Raw genomic sequence first — 13,874 nt, 5'->3', positions numbered from 1 at the left:
CGGTCATCGCTGCGCCCCCGTTTCGGCCGCGACGCAGACATAATCCGCGCCATAACGCAGGACCCAACGTTCGGAGCGGGTGCTGACGGTGATCACCGTGCCCGAGACAGCCGAATTGACCGCATATTCCTGACCGCGCTCATCGGCGCGGAAGACCGTCGGCATGGGCGCGCCGGCGGGGATCTTGAAGGAGGTCTTCCGGCCATCATCGGAAACCGCGATCGGTGCAAAACCGGGCAGGCGTCCCGCATGTTTCATCACCCGATATCGCATGGGCGGCTCCGCCGGGATTTCGGCTGTGCTCCGCGCTCCCGCCCCTGTTCCCGGCACGGTGAACTTCACCGAGTATTGGGCCGTTCCGCGCGAGCTTTCGGTCACGCGCAGGAAGTAGATGTTGCGTTGCGTCTCGATCGTGAGGTTCGTCGAGGCCCCGGCGATGACGGGCTTGATGATGAAAAGGTTCGGCCGTTCGAGCTTGTCGATCTTGAAGCTTTCGAGATCGCCGATGGCAATCGACTGGATCCGCTCGCCATCGGCCAGTTCGACCAGCGTCACCGTGCGCAACCGGGTGGTGACGGTGTAAACCTGCCCCTCCTGATAGGTCGCATAGGTCACGCGGTGATCGCGGCTGCCGGCGCGCGGGGCGGTTTCGGCAAGGACGGGCAGGGCGGTCACCCCGGCGAGGATGGCGGCAAGTGCAAACGGCGCAAACTTCATCTTCAGCCCTCCTGAGGCTGCAGGGATTCCGCGGTCAGGCGGTAATCGGTCACGAGAAACCCGGTCGGGTTTTGCCAGACGAGATCGAGCGCGCTTTCCTTGCTCGGCTCGAAGCGGAAGGTGACGGTGGCGGTGAATTTGCCCTCGCGATCGGGCACGCCTTCGCCGTCGCTCACCCAGGTCTTTGTGAACCGAACCTGCGAGGTGGTTTCGGTGACCGGCGTGATCGAGAGGATCCGCACCATGACCCGTGAATTTTCCCCATAAATCTTGGGCGGGTAATTCGGGTGCCCTTCGGTCCAGAGGCTCTTGAGCGATGTTCTCGCGTCGCCCTCGCTCCAGGTGTAGGCGCGCAGGATCCGGGTTTCGTTGTCGTGCTGATCGTAGGTCTCGCGGTCCGTCACATAGGCGTAGAGCAGGCTCTGCCGGATCGCTTCGGCCTGCTCCATCCCGGCCTTCTCGACCGAGACGACGCGCTCCGCCACGCCGGTGTCCTTGTCGACGATGGCTAGATAGGCCTCGGTCTCCTTGAGCGGCAAAAGCACCGTGACCGCGATCATGCCCATGAGGCCGATGGCCAAGCCACCGCCCGCGATGCCATAGGCGATGCGCTCGCGCTTGCGCACGCCGAAGAACATCTCGCCTTCGAGAAAACTTCTCAATTCAGGTGGTGAACCTGTCATCGTCTACTCCAATGATATCGGGGATCGCGGGTGGCGGTGTAGTGGCGTCAGCCGCCGCGGATGAACTGGCTGAGCCTGAGCCGAACCGCGTGGCCGCGTTCGGCATCCGACCGGGCCTGATCTCGCAAGTGATGATGTTCCGTCTTTCCGGTCAGGAAACCCGATTGGAACTGTCCCATCCGGCGCGCGGCATAATCCGAGGTTTTCTCGAGCGGTTTACCCGCAACGCGCAGGGCTTGTGGCGCGATCGAGGCGAGATTGATCTGCCCGGTGATGTGCGAAACCGCCATCGGGATGGCGAGCAAGGCGAAGATCCCGACAAAGACGATCACGAAGAAACCGAGGATCGAGCCGAGGTCGGTGACATCGGTCGCCTTCGTAAAGACACTGTGCGCCACGGTGACAACGGCGACGATGATCCCGGCCGAAGCAACGGGATACATCAGATAGCCGATCATCGCTGAGAGCCAAGCTTCAAACATTCCCTTGGTCTTCTCGAATATCGTAGCGGCAATCGAGAGAGGCGCCACGCCCAAAAGGAAAGCGATCATCAACTTCGCAAAGCCGACAATGAATACGTAGACCGCCATCAGCAGGCCGAGAACGAGGTAGAGGAAGGCGGCGACAAACCCGCGCATGATCGAGGACATCGCCGAAGAAACGCTGTCGACATTGCCCGCCATCATGTTGGCCATGTCGTCCATCGCGGCAGTGGCAGAGGCCCCGACACCGGTCCCACCCTCCTTGAAAAAGGCGAGAGCAAGATCGCCAAGCCCATTGCTTGCCGCATCATAGATCTGGCTGAAGTTCAGCCACGAAAGCCCGAACATCATCACCAGCACGATGCGAAAGGCGAGTTGCATCGCGTCGCGCATCGCAATCCGATAGACATTGAGCGCCATGTTGATGCCGATGAGAACCAGAAGCAGCGTCAAAAGGGCAGTGAAGACAGGGGCTAGGGCCACAGCGGTCAGCTCGAAATACTGCTTCCCTGCGGCACTGATTGCCCCATCAAGCGTCGACAGGATGCTTGAGACGCTGTCCATCAGAACGGTCCGGCACACATGACTTCGGCCACGACGGTCAGCTTGTCTGCCTCATCCGAAACGTCCTTGGTCTGCGCCCAAGTAAGAACTGAGGTGTTGGTCGAATTTCGCAAGCGGACAGCGATATCTTCGACCTGCGCCCAGCTTGCAACTTTCGTTCTGCAGCCGCAGTCTTGGTGCTCAATGACCGCCTGAGCGCGGACAAATCCATAAATATCGCGATAGGCGCGTGCCTCCGGCCCTTCTTGCGTTCGCAAATATTCTTGCGGCCACACTGACTGACAGCTGCGCCAAGGCTCGTTCATCGCACCCGGGATCGGTTGCACATCTGCGGGCACGGCGACCTTGGGCAGGACATCGAGGAAAGCCTCTTCCCCCTCCATCCCAAGTCCGACCGGCGTTTCCGCCGCGGCCACACCGATGATCGCCCATATCAGCGCCGCTGCCGTCGCACCTTTTGCCACACCACCCTTCATGCCAGCGCCCCACATGCTCATTTCTCCCCCAAAACCTTGATGAATTTCTGCTCTTCGGCGGCGGTGGCGGCATCCATCACCCCGGCCTCGCCCATGCCCATCAGCTGGGCCGACTCCATGTTCCAGATATTGGCGAGCGCGATCGAAAGCTCAGCCGTCACCCGCGTGTTGAGATCGACCGCCTCCTTGAGGCCTTTCGTGTCCGGGATTGCTTGGACGAGTTCATTCACCCTGCCCAGACTTTCCGAGGCTTTCACCGAGGAGGATTCCGCCGCCGCAGAAAGGAACGCTGCGGTATTCGCCTGCGAGCCGATCCGCGCGGCGCTCGGGTTCTCGCTGGTCGAGAGGGTGTCGACGGTTTTCACGTCGAGCCCGACGGAGGTGAAAAACTCCGACACATATTCCGCCGCAGGCTTGTCGCCCACCTTGCCCGAGGTGGTGATCAAGGAATAGCTGCCGCTCTTGGCCGACTGCAGCCCGCCGGTCAGATCGTTCACATCGGGCAGGATATCGTCGAAGAAGGTGTTCGGATCCGGGATGCCAAGCGCCTGAAGGGTAAGCCCGTGACGCAGTGCCTCGATCTGATCCTTGAGGAGCAGGATCTGTTGAGCCTGCTTGAGGATCTGATCATCCAGCTTCAGGTTCGAGGCGATCAATTCCTTGACCTGCAATTTTGCCTCGGTCAGCACCTCGCCAACCTTGGCAATCGCAGAAAGGTCGATCGTCGGCACGCCTTGCGCCGAAACCGCGAGCGGGACGAAGGACAGACCGGACACCGCGCACGCATTGATCAGGAAACGCAAATACCGGGCTTTCATTCGATCCCTCCCTTGACCTTGATGAATGTGGCGTCTTCGGCATAGGCCTGCAGGAAGAGCGCATAGCGCGCCTGATCCACGCGAACGCGCGCGGCTTTCACCCGGGCCACCATGACGGCAATGCGCATCGCCTCGACCCGGGCATAGGTGTTGAGGCCCATCGCCTCTTCCGCGCTCTTCGTTTTCGGAATCTGCTCGATGATCGCGCGCAGACGGGTGAGCGAGGCGGCGATGTCGCTCGTCGCTTCCATGCCGTAATGCATCCCGGCATCGGCAACGTTGCTGCTTTCCGCGATCGCCATGTCGCGCGGATCGAGCGTCCCGATCTGATCGATCCCGCCGATCTTCGCCGCATAGCCGTTGAAGAAGCTGGTGATGCGCAGCACGTAATTCTGCGTTTCCTTGAAGGGCGGCACCCCTCCGTATTTGAGGACATTGCCGGGACCCGCGTTATAGGCCGCAAGCGCCATCGGCACCGAGCCGAAGCGGTTGAGCTGGGCGAGAAAGTACCGCGCCCCGCCATCGAGTTGCAGCCGCGGGTCATCATAGTAACCCGGGTAGATGCCGAGCCCCTTCGCGGTGTCGGGCATGACCTGAGTAAGCCCGAATGCTCCAACCGGGCTGCGCGCACCGATCGAGAACCCGGACTCCTGCTTGACCAAGGACTGAAACCAGATCCGGAACTCGGTCGGGTTCAGACCCGCCTTCGAAAGCCCGGGATGGCCCGCATATTTGCGCGCCGTCTCCACGATCATCTCCTCGATGCTCGATTTCGCATCGCCAAAGAGCCGAGCCGCATAGGGGTTGCTGTCATCCACCGAATAGACAGTGGTTGCCTCGGCCCCGGGCAGTGACTCGAGACCCGCGACAGGCATCGGAGAGCCCGAGAGCAGGGCAAGCGTCTGATCGAGTGCTGCGAGCTGTTCCTTGTGCAAGTCATCGATCTTGCTTTTCTTCGCCGTCTCCAGCTGACGCGCCTCGCTCAGCGCCGTCATCTGCGAGACCTCTAGGCCATGCTGGATCGCGGCTTTTCCATCGACCGTCGGCACACCATTCGCGGCGGCCGTGCCAGCCAGCACGATCGCCGCAAGGGCAAAGCCCGAGAGGGAGGAGTTCAGATCAGCGGCAGAAAGGGGCATGGCTGGCGCGGCCCAGAACCGGGCTCGATCCTTTCGATGAAACGCTTGCACTCGGGCTCGCACTTGCCCAACAATTCGTGCGGGCGACGGGCACCTCGGCGCAGGCCGCGAGCATCAGTACCGCGAGTCCTGTAATCAATCTTATGTAAAATTCTGATCGCATCCGATCCTCACTCTTTCCAGAACTGCGGGCGCGTGGCGTAATCCGCGCCGAAAGCGTTGATCCCGGCCTGGCCGCCGCCCAAAGCCGTCAACAGCGACCCCAGCGCCTTCAGATCGACATCGAGCACCGTTGATCCGCGCGGATTGCGCGAGAGCACGAGCCGTTGGCCCGGGATCGGGGTCAGTACGAAATCCAGCTCGCCATCCGTGAGGCGGAAGCCGTCATAGTCGGACGCCTCGGCTTCGCCGTTCGGAAAGAGAAGCTGGTTCGGCAAGGCCTCAAGGATCGAGCGCGCTTTCGAGCCGCGGATCTGGCTCGGAAACTGCGTCATCATCACCACGACGACATTCTTCTTGCGCGCGGTGACGAGCCATTCGGCGAGCTTGCGCGAGAAGTAATCGTCGTCGAGCACCTTCCAGGCCTCGTCGATCAAGATCAGCGTCGGGCGCTTTTCTTCGATCAGCATCTCGATGCGCCGGAAAAGATAGCCCAGAATTGCGCTGCGCTCGGTGCCAAGGTCGAGGATCTCGGTCAGATCGACCGCGGTCACGTCATGGCTTTCGAAATCCACGACCGGCTCATTCGCTTCGCCAAAGACCCAGCCGTAACGTCCCCCCGGCCCCCATTCGGCAAGCCGCTGCGCCAGATCGAGCCCATCGCCCACATCGCCGAACAGCTCCTGAAAGGCGCGGAAGTTGCGAAGCCCCGCACGCGCTTTCCCGTTTTGCGCGATGGCCGATTTGATCGCCTCCGACTGCAGCGGCGTCATGGCACCGCTTCGAGATTCCAGCAGGCTCACCAGCCAATCGAGCAACCAGGCCTCGCCGCGCTCGCCTGCCTCGGTCGCCAAAGGGTTGAGGCCCGTCGGCCGACCCGCCCGGATCTCCGCATAGCGCCCGCCCAAGGCATGGACGGCCATTTTAAGACCGGCCTCCTTGTCGAAGATGATCGTGCGGCCCCCGGCGCGCTGAGCCTGCGCCGCCAGAAACGCGACAGTCGTTGTCTTGCCGCCCCCGGATTTGCCCAGAACAAGTGTGTGGCCATTGGTGGGCTCTGCCTGCGGGTCGCCCGGTTCGTGAAAGCTGAACCGGTGCAGACTGCCCTGCAGGGTGGGAAACACGGTGATCGGGGTGCGCCAGGGCAGAGCCTCCGCGCCAGTTCCGGTGTCCGCCGCATGTAGCGCCGCGAGATCGGCGAAATTGATCGAGGAAACCGTCATGTCGCGGGCGCGGTAGTCCATGTTGCCCGGATGCATGGCGAACACACCGGCCTCGAGCGCGGTCACCTCGCGCACTAGCCGCATGCCGTTCTGGTGCGCAATGCCGCGAACGCGCGCCACTTCGGTCTCGAGGGCGGCCACGTCATCGGCGAAAATGGTGATGGTCATCTGGTGCAGACCAAAGCCCAACGTGCCGCTTTCGGCCTTGTCGGCCGCCTCGAAAAGCTGCGCCTCGATCGTGGCCGCGATGTCCTCGGCCGCACGCATTTGCGCAACACGCCGCTTGACCCGCTCTGCGATGCCGGTGCGTTCGATGGGCGAATAGCTGTGGGAGATGATCACATCCCGGCTCGCGCCGAGCGCATCGAGCATCCCGGGCCAGGTGGAAGTCGGGTAGGATTTGACAAAGAGGAGTGCGCCGACGCGCGGCCGCAGACCTCCCTCCTCCACGGTAAACTGCCCCTTCCCGAAGTGCAGCGATGCTGCGGCCGCATCTTCGGCGAGAAGGCAGAAAGGCGCCCGGCGCAGGGGTTTCATCTCGCCCGTCAGGAGCGAGGCATAAAACCCGAGCAGGCTGCCATCGCTGGTCCTGAGCCGTTTCGTGCGCACCCCGAGCCCGCTCTCAAGGATCGCCGCAACCTCACGCAGTTCCTCAAGCCTGCGCGCCGTGTCATCGCCCCAGACTTTCGAGGCCGCGCGCCGAAAGAGCGGGACCGGCAGCACCGACGTTTGGCGGCGCACCACGGTCAAAACGAGCACGCTTTCTTGCAGGTTGCGCAGCGCCAGCTCGTCGGTCCAGACGCGATCGACATCCGCGGCGAAGCCGGACCCGCGGATCGGTGCGACACCCGTCGTCGTCGGGCGCATGAGGCGATGCAGGTAGAAACAAAACCGCTCATCGAGCGTGTCGAAGAGATGCGCGAGCCCCGCCCGCAGCGCGAGAATGGTCGACTGGCCGGAGGTGACGCCATCGATCCCGATGATCTCGAACGACACCATCAGCGCGTTCTCGCGGGTGCGCACGGTTTCGTCGTCGATCTCGATGAGATAGGGCAGATGCGCATAGACCTTCGGGTCGCGCGTATGCAGCCCGCGCGCTCTCGGCGTCCGTTTCGTTTCGGCAAGCTCAGGAAACATGGCGTCGCTCCCGCCGCAGGAGCGCCATCGGCGTTACCTGCATCATCACCGAAAGCACGTGATGACCGTTCGGATTGATCCGCGTCGCGGCGCGCGCGAGACCGTACCAGAGCGGCACCGTCAGGAACCACGTCATCACCTTGAAAAGGATGAACGGGAGCACGGCCATCCCGCCCACCGCCATGGCATAGGGCATCGGCAGCCCAAGAAACTTCGCCTGCCGTGAAAGACCAAGGATGACCGCACTCTTTTCCATGTTCGCGATCCTCAGCTGAACGACGAACGCAGGTTTGCGACGATCGCCGGCCCGGCGAAAACGAGGAACGCGCCGACAACCACCAGCGAGACCCAGGCCCAGCTGATCCGGTTGAACGCAGCAAGGAAGCCCGTCACCACGAAGGCGATGCCGAAGAAGGCCGTCGCCAGCGTGCCGCGGAACGAGTCCAGCACACCGGTGGCCACGTTCTCGGCCTTGGTGAAGACGATATTTGCGAGCGCCGGTTCAACTTGAGAGAGAGTGACGAGGCCGACCGCGAGGGCCAGCCGGATCGCTGGGGTCATGTGCATGGGATTTTCCTGAATCAAAGCTCCGCAAGAATGCGGTCGTAAGCCGCCATCACCTTGACGATGTGATTGCGGGTCTCGGTGTAAGGCGGCACGCCGCCATATTTGCGCACGGCCTCCGGCCCGGCGTTATAGGCTGCAAGCGCAAGCGTCAGGCTCTCGAACGAGCCGATCTGTTCAAGCAGGTAGCGCGCGCCGCCATCGAGGTTTTGCATCGGATCGGCAGGGTCGACACGCAGATACCGCGCGGTGTCGGGCATGAGTTGCGCAAGACCCTGGGCCCCTGCCCCGCTCACGGCGCGTTGGGAATAATTGCTCTCGATCTTGATCATGGCCTGAAAGAAGGCCGACCACTGCCGGGGAGTGAGCTGAAGTCGCCGAAGCGCCGGATGATCTTGATAGCGCGCCGCCACCAGCCGGATTGCGGGCAACACTGACTGCGGCGCCGCAACGCTTTTCGTGCTCATCACCGGTGCCCGGGAGGTCGTGTTCTCGTCCCTCCGATCCGCCTTTGCTGCGGTCGGGCGGATCAGGTACCCCTTGGCGTCGTAGCGCAAAACCGAAGAGTCAGCGGAAGGCGCGTCGAAAGTCGCGGGGGCGAGGTCCGCCTCGCCCCCCTGCCCTGCCTCATTCCAGCGGATCACTTCCGCCCGGACGGCTGTGCATCCCGCCACGGACATCACCAGCGACAAAAGGCACGTCGAGATGATCGAGGTTGAGTTTGCCGCTGGCCATTCCGAAGAGACCGATCGGCGAGTTGATGATCCGCTCTCGCGCGGTCGCGGTGACCAGCATGAACCGATCGCCCTCGCGCGAGACCACATAAAACAGCCATTCCCCGGAAAACCGCTCCGCGGGGTCTGGCGCACTGACACACTCGATCTCAACCGTCGCTCCATCGGTGGCGGCCATTTTGCGAAAATCCCGTTCCAGCAGAACAGGCAATGCACGCCGTTTCATCTTGGCTCCCCTTGGATTGATCAGCGGGGATCGTTGTAACAAGAGTTTCTTCGTGACTCCATGATTAACGAAGTATAAGTATGTTTCAATCGTAAAAATGACAAACACGAGTGAAAATGCCTTGTGATGCATGTTTCGACGCGGCAAAAGCGCCAACAAAGCGTTTCTTTCCAGCCTGTTGGGGCAATTTGTCGGCGTAATGTCGCAGTGGCGCGTCCCGGGTCGGAATGCGCGCGACTGTTTCCTTAGGCGCTTCGCACGGTCGACCGACGTGGTGCGCGCTGCCACGCCCTTGATCCTTTGCCCCCTCTCGGCCGCTGCAGACCCCCTGCCCTGCCTGCCTCCAGATCCGCCATCGACCGCGCTTCCTGCGGCCGTATTGACGGACTATCGCGCCGAGATCTCTGCCGAGTTCGAGAGCTATTTCGCGCAGGTCGGCCCTTACATCGCTTGCCTCGATGCGGAGCGAAGCCGCAGCCTCGACGAGGCTCGGCTGGCAACCAAGAGCTACGCAGCCTTTCTCGACACCATCCCCGTACCGGAGCACTTTCAATGAACCCTATTCGCCCGGCCCTTTCACTCGGCCTTGCCCTGGCGTTCTTCGTCCCCGCCCCAGCAAGCGCCTATCAGATCGACTGCGCGATCCTTCTTTGCCTTGCAGGCGGTTTTCCTCCGAGCGTGCCCTGTGCTCAGGCCCGTGCAGAAATGATCCGACGCATCACCCCTTGGCCCGTCGAGCCGCCGCTGCAAATCTGGCGCTGTCCAATGCATGCGGCCTTCGACCTACCTGCAACGCAACGTCCGGCGGCGCGCCTTTATCAGATCGCGGCGACCTCAGCACAAACACCTCGCTCCCCTGCCCTACCCCCGAGCGAGGCAAAGCTCGTCGATCAGCTGGTGCAGGTTGCGACCGGCGAATACTCCGATGGGAACCAAACCGCAGATGCCGATATCAGCGGCCCCGAGTTCGACTTCGTGCGCTCAATAAGGGTGTTCAGCGTGGAGATCGCTTGGCAGCGCTGGCGCGGTGGAGACGCTGATATCTGCGAGCAAGCTCAAAGCGTCCGAGTAGGTACATATGGCACGCAGGGCAATTTTGGTTGGCGCGCGTCCTCGGTGAAGGCTCTGCCCGCAGCGTTCAAGGGGGTGAAAGGCTGGGCGGATTTCAGCAGCCCGGACAGCAGCCACTGCCCGGGAATATACAAGCGATCCGTGTTCATCGAGTGGCACGATCATGAAGGCAGTTATGGGTTCGAGCAGGTTGATTACTAGCAACGCCTTCGTCACGCCCGCAAGTTTCTTCGCCTGAACGGTCTGGTCAAGCCACCCGATGCGATCGCCACCGGTCGCGCCTCTCACCGATCCCTGCCCTGCCAGAACCACAGCCCGCATTCGGCGCAGCGGTCGGCCTCGCTCAGCCCGATGTCGTCGAGCGCCTCTGCCCCAAGCCGGGCCAGGCGCGCGCGGGTCCTGGCGCGGCGATGCCAGAGCGCAAGACGCCACAACAGGCGCAAGGTGCCGAACGGCCCAAGTTGCGCCGGATGGCGCGACCGGGCGTTTCGCAGACAGGCGGGGGCGCGGAAAGATGTGACATGTGCGCAACCTGCCTTCGCACATCTCGCTTGACAAACGATGTCTTGGCCGGGTTGCTGTGAGTAAATCTCACAGTCCTCGGTCCCGCCCGTGTCCCTGCCGCCGCTCACCGCCCTGCGCGCTTTCGAAGCCGCGATCCGCCACGGCCGCATGACCCGCGCCGCCGAGGAGCTGGGCGTGACCCATGGTGCGATCAGCCGGCAGGTCCGGCTTCTCGAAGAAACCTTCGGCGCGCAGCTCATCACGCGCACTCGCAGCGGTCTGGTGCCGACCCAGGCGGGGGCCGCACTAGCCGAGCGCCTCACCCGCGGCTTTCGCGAGATCGAGGCAGGCGTGGCGGCGCTGCGCGACGATGCGGGGGGCGTCCTCGACGTCTCCTGCCTTGGCACCTTCACCCTGCGTTGGCTGATCCCGCGGCTGAGCCGGTTCACGGCCACCCATCCCGGCCTCGAAGTGCGGCTCTCGCAATCCGATGCGCCCTGCGACTTCAGCCGCAGCCGCTACGATGTGGCGATCCGGGTGACCGACCATGAATTGCCCGCGGGCACCCATGTCACCCCGCTTTTCACCGAGCGGTTCGGCCCGGTGCTCGCGCCCGCCCTGGCCGAGAGGCTGGCCCTGCGCGCCCCGCCGACCTCGCCCGCGCGCCGCGCCTCTGGGCTCGCACAAGGCCAAATGCCTGGGCTGATTGGTGCGCCCGCAGCGGCTGCACGGCTCTCGAGGGCGGTGCGCCCTACGAGCATTTCTACTTCATGCTTGAGGCCGCTAGTGCCGGGCTTGGTGTCGCCCTCGCCCCCGAACCGCATGTGGCCGACGATCTCGCGGCGGGGCGGCTGATCGCGCCCTTCGGCTTCCTGCCCTCGGGGCTCGCCTATGTCGCGCTGCGCCGCGAGGAGGCGCCGAAAAAAACTCGCACCTTCTGCGACTGGATCGGCCGCGAAGCTGCGGGTTGAGGGGGAAGCGGTAGGCGACACTCGCACCGGGCTTGACTGCCGCGAGACCCGCCCCATGTCTCAACCGACCCCTCTGGCAAAGCGAGACCCGGCATGGCACCTTCTCTGACGGTCTGGTTCGACAGCGGCTGTCCGCTCTGTGCGCGCGAGATCTCGCTTGTGCGCAGGCTCGACCGGCGCGGAGCGATCCGCTTCGTCGATCTGCACACCCCCGAGGCCCCCTGCCCGATCGACCGCGCCGATCTGCTCGCCCGCTTTCACGCCGAGGAAAACGGCCGCCTGCTCTCGGGCGCGGCGGCTTTTGGCGCGATGTGGCGGGCGGTTCCGATCCTGCGCCCGCTTGGGCTCCTGGCCGGGTGGCCGCCCCTCGCCCCGGCTTTCGAGGCCGCCTATCGCCGCTTCCTGCGCCTGCGCCCCCGGCTGCAGAAGCTGCTCCGATGACGCCCGGCTTTCGGCGCGCGCAGGGATGCCCTATGCTGGCGCAAAACAGGTCAGGACATATCATGCGCCTTCCTTTTGCCGCCCTCCTCACCCTGCTGATTGCCGCCGGCTGTGCCATTGGCAACGGCGCCGTGGTGAAGGGGGCCGGGCCCGACGATCTTCTGAAACTGCGCGAAGGCCCGGGCCTCGATCACAAGATCCTCATCGGCCTGCCAGATGGCACCCGACTCACCCGCGGCGCCTGTGTGACACGGGCGGGCAAGGTCTGGTGCCGGGTCTTCCTCACCGACAGGCCCAACGTCTCGGGCTATGTCTCGGCCGAATATCTGGCGCATCGCTGACCGGGGCACCCGACCGTGATCCGCAGATAGCCCGTCTTGGCGCAGTCATCCGAAGCCGCCGTTGATGCATGTCACAGCGAGAGGCGTGTGCAGGTCATTCCGACCCTTGAGCGGGCGCTTCGCGAAACTTCGCCCCGTCAAAACGGGCGGTGAGCGGCCCGTGATGTCGCGGCATTGCGGCCGCAGAAATCTGCAATAGCGGCCATTCGCGTGGCGCCCAGATGCGAAGCGATGCGCAGAAAACAGACCATGGTGACCGCGGTGCGACTGCACCATCCCGCATCCTCCCTGCTGACGAGCCATCGCATCCGTGCTATCTTGCGCAAGACATGCGTCTTCGGGTCGCGAGGTCCTCAGGAGGCACCCGATGGAAACGATCCTGCACTTGATCGACGCGATGGCCATGATGGCCTCGATTGCGCTTGTCTTCGGGGTGATCGGCCGTCGGCAATGGTCCGAGCGGGTCAGGCACATCAGTCTCGGCGCCGCCTTCGGGCTTGGAGCCGTGTTTTCCATGCTGCAACCCGTCTTTGTCTATCAGGACGCCATCATCGACGCCCGGAGCCTGTTCATCGGCTTTGCCGGTGCCTTTCTGGGCGCCGAGGGGGCGGCGGTCGCGCTTGGCGTGGCGATCCTTGGCAGGCTCTCGATCAACCATCAATTCGCGGCCCTGATCGGTGTGGTCGGGCTGATAATGGCGGCGGGCCTCGGCCTTGTCTGGGCCCGGCTGACCGCAGCGCGCCCCGGCCTGCCCGGACGCCACCTGCTGCTGGGCGTGATGATCTCGGGGGCGCTGACGGCCTTTCTGCTGCTTCCGGGATTTGGCGAACCGCATGACTATGCGCTCAAACTCTCTGCCATGATGACATTCAACATCATCGGCTCTGTCGTTCTCGGTGCCTTCATCGACCGCGAGCGCCAGATGGCTGCCGCCGAGGCCGAGGCGCGGCTGGCTGCGGCCACTGATCCCCTGACCGGACTGCTGAACCGGCGCGGTCTGGCGCGGCGGTTTCAGGCCAGCGAGGGGGCGCGGGGCTCGAAGGGCTCGGCGCTGCTTCTGGTCGATCTCGATCATTTCAAGGCGGTCAACGACACCTGGGGCCATGGTGCGGGCGATGCGGTGCTGCGCCTTGCGGGCGAGCGGTTGCAGCATGCGGCACGGGGGCAGGACACCGTCTCGCGGGTTGGCGGAGAGGAATTCGCCGTGCTGCTGACCAATGTCGACACGGCAGAGGTCCGGGCGACCGCCGAGCGGCTGCGCGCCGATCTGGCCGCGCCCTGCCGCCTCTCCGATACCTGCGCGATCTGCATCACCGCCAGCGTCGGCGCCGTTTGCTGGCAGCCCGGAACGCAGCGGCTCGAGATCGTTTCCGAAGCTGCGGACCGGGCGCTTTATCGCGCCAAAAGCCGTGGGCGCGACCGCGCGGTGATCGAGGCCGCGCTCTGATCGATCCCGCCAAAGCCCGGGTCGATCGCGCCTTTCTTACCTGACAAGGGCTGGGCGGCATGCGAAGGTTGACCCATGCGCGCTGTTTTCGCCCTGCTTCGGCTTGCCCTGCTCGCCATCTTTCTGGCGGGTCTTGTCCTGCCCGCGCCCGTCATGGCAGCGTCCTGCCCGGACCAT

The 13,874-nt window shown here is 63.8% G+C and carries 18 protein-coding genes and 1 pseudogene; 7 read left to right on the top strand and 12 right to left on the bottom strand.

What is annotated here, in order from left to right; genetic code table 11:
* Nucleotides 1-3 precede the first annotated feature (3 nt).
* The 11 genes from LPB142_RS17695 to LPB142_RS17645 all read right to left on the bottom strand — a co-directional run bounded on the left by LPB142_RS17695 (nt 4) and on the right by LPB142_RS17645 (nt 8,922).
* A complete protein-coding gene (locus LPB142_RS17695; protein ID WP_071167414.1) occupies nt 4-717 on the bottom strand; it encodes a TrbG/VirB9 family P-type conjugative transfer protein in 714 nt (237 codons plus the stop codon).
* A 2-nt stretch (nt 718-719) separates the two neighbouring features.
* Nucleotides 720-1,400: a virB8 family protein gene (locus LPB142_RS17690; protein ID WP_071167413.1), complete on the bottom strand. Its 681-nt coding sequence runs from the start codon at nt 1,398-1,400 to the stop codon at nt 720-722.
* 47 nt (nt 1,401-1,447) lie between these two features.
* Nucleotides 1,448-2,446 (bottom strand): type IV secretion system protein, encoded by a 999-nt coding sequence (locus LPB142_RS17685; protein WP_083392805.1) that lies wholly within the window; start codon nt 2,444-2,446, stop codon nt 1,448-1,450.
* On the bottom strand, nt 2,446-2,937 hold the full coding sequence (locus tag LPB142_RS17680) for a hypothetical protein (protein WP_071167411.1): 492 nt from the start codon (nt 2,935-2,937) through the stop codon (nt 2,446-2,448). The genes LPB142_RS17685 and LPB142_RS17680 overlap by 1 nt, the downstream gene beginning before the upstream one ends.
* 2 nt (nt 2,938-2,939) lie before the next feature.
* Nucleotides 2,940-3,740, bottom strand: a complete 801-nt coding sequence (locus tag LPB142_RS17675) for a type IV secretion system protein (RefSeq protein ID WP_071167410.1) — start codon at nt 3,738-3,740, stop codon at nt 2,940-2,942.
* A complete protein-coding gene (locus LPB142_RS17670; protein ID WP_083392804.1) occupies nt 3,737-4,879 on the bottom strand; it encodes a lytic transglycosylase domain-containing protein in 1,143 nt (380 codons plus the stop codon). Before LPB142_RS17670 ends, LPB142_RS17675 begins: the two co-directional genes overlap by 4 nt.
* Before the next feature lie 170 nt (nt 4,880-5,049).
* Nucleotides 5,050-7,398: a VirB4 family type IV secretion/conjugal transfer ATPase gene (locus LPB142_RS17665; protein WP_071167409.1), complete on the bottom strand. Its 2,349-nt coding sequence runs from the start codon at nt 7,396-7,398 to the stop codon at nt 5,050-5,052.
* Entirely contained in the window at nt 7,388-7,654 is a 267-nt protein-coding gene (locus LPB142_RS17660) for a VirB3 family type IV secretion system protein (RefSeq protein WP_071167408.1), read from the bottom strand. The genes LPB142_RS17665 and LPB142_RS17660 overlap by 11 nt, the downstream gene beginning before the upstream one ends.
* 11 nt (nt 7,655-7,665) lie before the next feature.
* Nucleotides 7,666-7,965, bottom strand: a complete 300-nt coding sequence (locus LPB142_RS17655) for a TrbC/VirB2 family protein (protein WP_071167407.1) — start codon at nt 7,963-7,965, stop codon at nt 7,666-7,668.
* Nucleotides 7,966-7,979: 14 nt separating this feature from the next.
* Nucleotides 7,980-8,606: a lytic transglycosylase domain-containing protein gene (locus LPB142_RS17650; protein WP_232231027.1), complete on the bottom strand. Its 627-nt coding sequence runs from the start codon at nt 8,604-8,606 to the stop codon at nt 7,980-7,982.
* Nucleotides 8,590-8,922, bottom strand: coding sequence for a hypothetical protein (locus LPB142_RS17645; protein WP_141516555.1), 333 nt, complete (start codon nt 8,920-8,922; stop codon nt 8,590-8,592). Before LPB142_RS17645 ends, LPB142_RS17650 begins: the two co-directional genes overlap by 17 nt.
* Nucleotides 8,923-9,052: 130 nt before the next feature.
* Here LPB142_RS17645 and LPB142_RS17640 point away from each other — a divergent pair, with 130 nt between their 5' ends.
* Nucleotides 9,053-9,478, top strand: coding sequence for a hypothetical protein (locus tag LPB142_RS17640; protein ID WP_156894462.1), 426 nt, complete (start codon nt 9,053-9,055; stop codon nt 9,476-9,478).
* Nucleotides 9,475-10,194 (top strand): hypothetical protein, encoded by a 720-nt coding sequence (locus tag LPB142_RS17635; protein ID WP_071167403.1) that lies wholly within the window; start codon nt 9,475-9,477, stop codon nt 10,192-10,194. The genes LPB142_RS17640 and LPB142_RS17635 overlap by 4 nt, the downstream gene beginning before the upstream one ends.
* Before the next feature lie 83 nt (nt 10,195-10,277).
* On the opposite strand, the gene LPB142_RS18765 is transcribed toward LPB142_RS17635, so the two are convergent.
* A complete protein-coding gene (locus LPB142_RS18765; RefSeq protein ID WP_083392802.1) occupies nt 10,278-10,667 on the bottom strand; it encodes a DUF1127 domain-containing protein in 390 nt (129 codons plus the stop codon).
* Between LPB142_RS18765 and LPB142_RS19895 the strand changes: the two are divergent.
* The 5 genes and pseudogenes from LPB142_RS19895 to LPB142_RS17615 form a co-directional block, all read left to right on the top strand.
* A pseudogene (locus tag LPB142_RS19895) lies at nt 10,666-11,070 on the top strand (LysR family transcriptional regulator); the annotation flags it as partial. The gene LPB142_RS18765 and the pseudogene LPB142_RS19895 overlap by 2 nt on opposite strands.
* Nucleotides 11,049-11,468 (top strand): LysR substrate-binding domain-containing protein, encoded by a 420-nt coding sequence (locus LPB142_RS19890; RefSeq protein WP_330390835.1) that lies wholly within the window; start codon nt 11,049-11,051, stop codon nt 11,466-11,468. The pseudogene LPB142_RS19895 and the gene LPB142_RS19890, both read left to right, overlap by 22 nt.
* Nucleotides 11,469-11,561: 93 nt before the next feature.
* On the top strand, nt 11,562-11,909 hold the full coding sequence (locus tag LPB142_RS17625) for a thiol-disulfide oxidoreductase DCC family protein (RefSeq protein ID WP_071167402.1): 348 nt from the start codon (nt 11,562-11,564) through the stop codon (nt 11,907-11,909).
* A 62-nt stretch (nt 11,910-11,971) separates the two neighbouring features.
* A complete protein-coding gene (locus LPB142_RS17620) occupies nt 11,972-12,250 on the top strand; it encodes an SH3 domain-containing protein (RefSeq protein ID WP_071167401.1) in 279 nt (92 codons plus the stop codon).
* A 367-nt stretch (nt 12,251-12,617) separates the two neighbouring features.
* Nucleotides 12,618-13,697 carry a GGDEF domain-containing protein gene (locus LPB142_RS17615; protein ID WP_071167400.1) on the top strand — a complete coding sequence of 360 codons (1,080 nt, stop codon included), beginning with the start codon at nt 12,618-12,620 and terminating at the stop codon, nt 13,695-13,697.
* The last annotated feature ends 177 nt before the right edge of the window (nt 13,698-13,874 follow it).

The sequence above is a fragment of the Rhodobacter xanthinilyticus genome (genome assembly GCF_001856665.1).
Lineage (GTDB): Bacteria > Pseudomonadota > Alphaproteobacteria > Rhodobacterales > Rhodobacteraceae > Rhodobacter > Rhodobacter xanthinilyticus.
Note: the sequence above shows the minus strand (reverse complement) of the source record. Positions and strands in the feature narration are given on the sequence as shown.

What these genes read in the sequence shown, in the direction of transcription:
- LPB142_RS17695 (WP_071167414.1), bottom strand. Translation starts at nt 717, where the DNA reads ATGAAGTTTGCGCCGTTTGCACTTGCCGCCATCCTCGCCGGGGTGACC.
- LPB142_RS17690 (WP_071167413.1), bottom strand. Translation starts at nt 1,400, where the DNA reads ATGACAGGTTCACCACCTGAATTGAGAAGTTTTCTCGAAGGCGAGATG.
- LPB142_RS17685 (WP_083392805.1), bottom strand. Translation starts at nt 2,446, where the DNA reads ATGGACAGCGTCTCAAGCATCCTGTCGACGCTTGATGGGGCAATCAGT.
- LPB142_RS17680 (WP_071167411.1), bottom strand. Translation starts at nt 2,937, where the DNA reads ATGTGGGGCGCTGGCATGAAGGGTGGTGTGGCAAAAGGTGCGACGGCA.
- LPB142_RS17675 (WP_071167410.1), bottom strand. Translation starts at nt 3,740, where the DNA reads ATGAAAGCCCGGTATTTGCGTTTCCTGATCAATGCGTGCGCGGTGTCC.
- LPB142_RS17670 (WP_083392804.1), bottom strand. Translation starts at nt 4,879, where the DNA reads ATGCCCCTTTCTGCCGCTGATCTGAACTCCTCCCTCTCGGGCTTTGCC.
- LPB142_RS17665 (WP_071167409.1), bottom strand. Translation starts at nt 7,398, where the DNA reads ATGTTTCCTGAGCTTGCCGAAACGAAACGGACGCCGAGAGCGCGCGGG.
- LPB142_RS17660 (WP_071167408.1), bottom strand. Translation starts at nt 7,654, where the DNA reads ATGGAAAAGAGTGCGGTCATCCTTGGTCTTTCACGGCAGGCGAAGTTT.
- LPB142_RS17655 (WP_071167407.1), bottom strand. Translation starts at nt 7,965, where the DNA reads ATGCACATGACCCCAGCGATCCGGCTGGCCCTCGCGGTCGGCCTCGTC.
- LPB142_RS17645 (WP_141516555.1), bottom strand. Translation starts at nt 8,922, where the DNA reads ATGAAACGGCGTGCATTGCCTGTTCTGCTGGAACGGGATTTTCGCAAA.
- LPB142_RS17640 (WP_156894462.1), top strand. Translation starts at nt 9,053, where the DNA reads ATGTTTCGACGCGGCAAAAGCGCCAACAAAGCGTTTCTTTCCAGCCTG.
- LPB142_RS17635 (WP_071167403.1), top strand. Translation starts at nt 9,475, where the DNA reads ATGAACCCTATTCGCCCGGCCCTTTCACTCGGCCTTGCCCTGGCGTTC.
- LPB142_RS18765 (WP_083392802.1), bottom strand. Translation starts at nt 10,667, where the DNA reads ATGCGGCCGTGGCGGATCGCGGCTTCGAAAGCGCGCAGGGCGGTGAGC.
- LPB142_RS17625 (WP_071167402.1), top strand. Translation starts at nt 11,562, where the DNA reads ATGGCACCTTCTCTGACGGTCTGGTTCGACAGCGGCTGTCCGCTCTGT.
- LPB142_RS17620 (WP_071167401.1), top strand. Translation starts at nt 11,972, where the DNA reads ATGCGCCTTCCTTTTGCCGCCCTCCTCACCCTGCTGATTGCCGCCGGC.
- LPB142_RS17615 (WP_071167400.1), top strand. Translation starts at nt 12,618, where the DNA reads ATGGAAACGATCCTGCACTTGATCGACGCGATGGCCATGATGGCCTCG.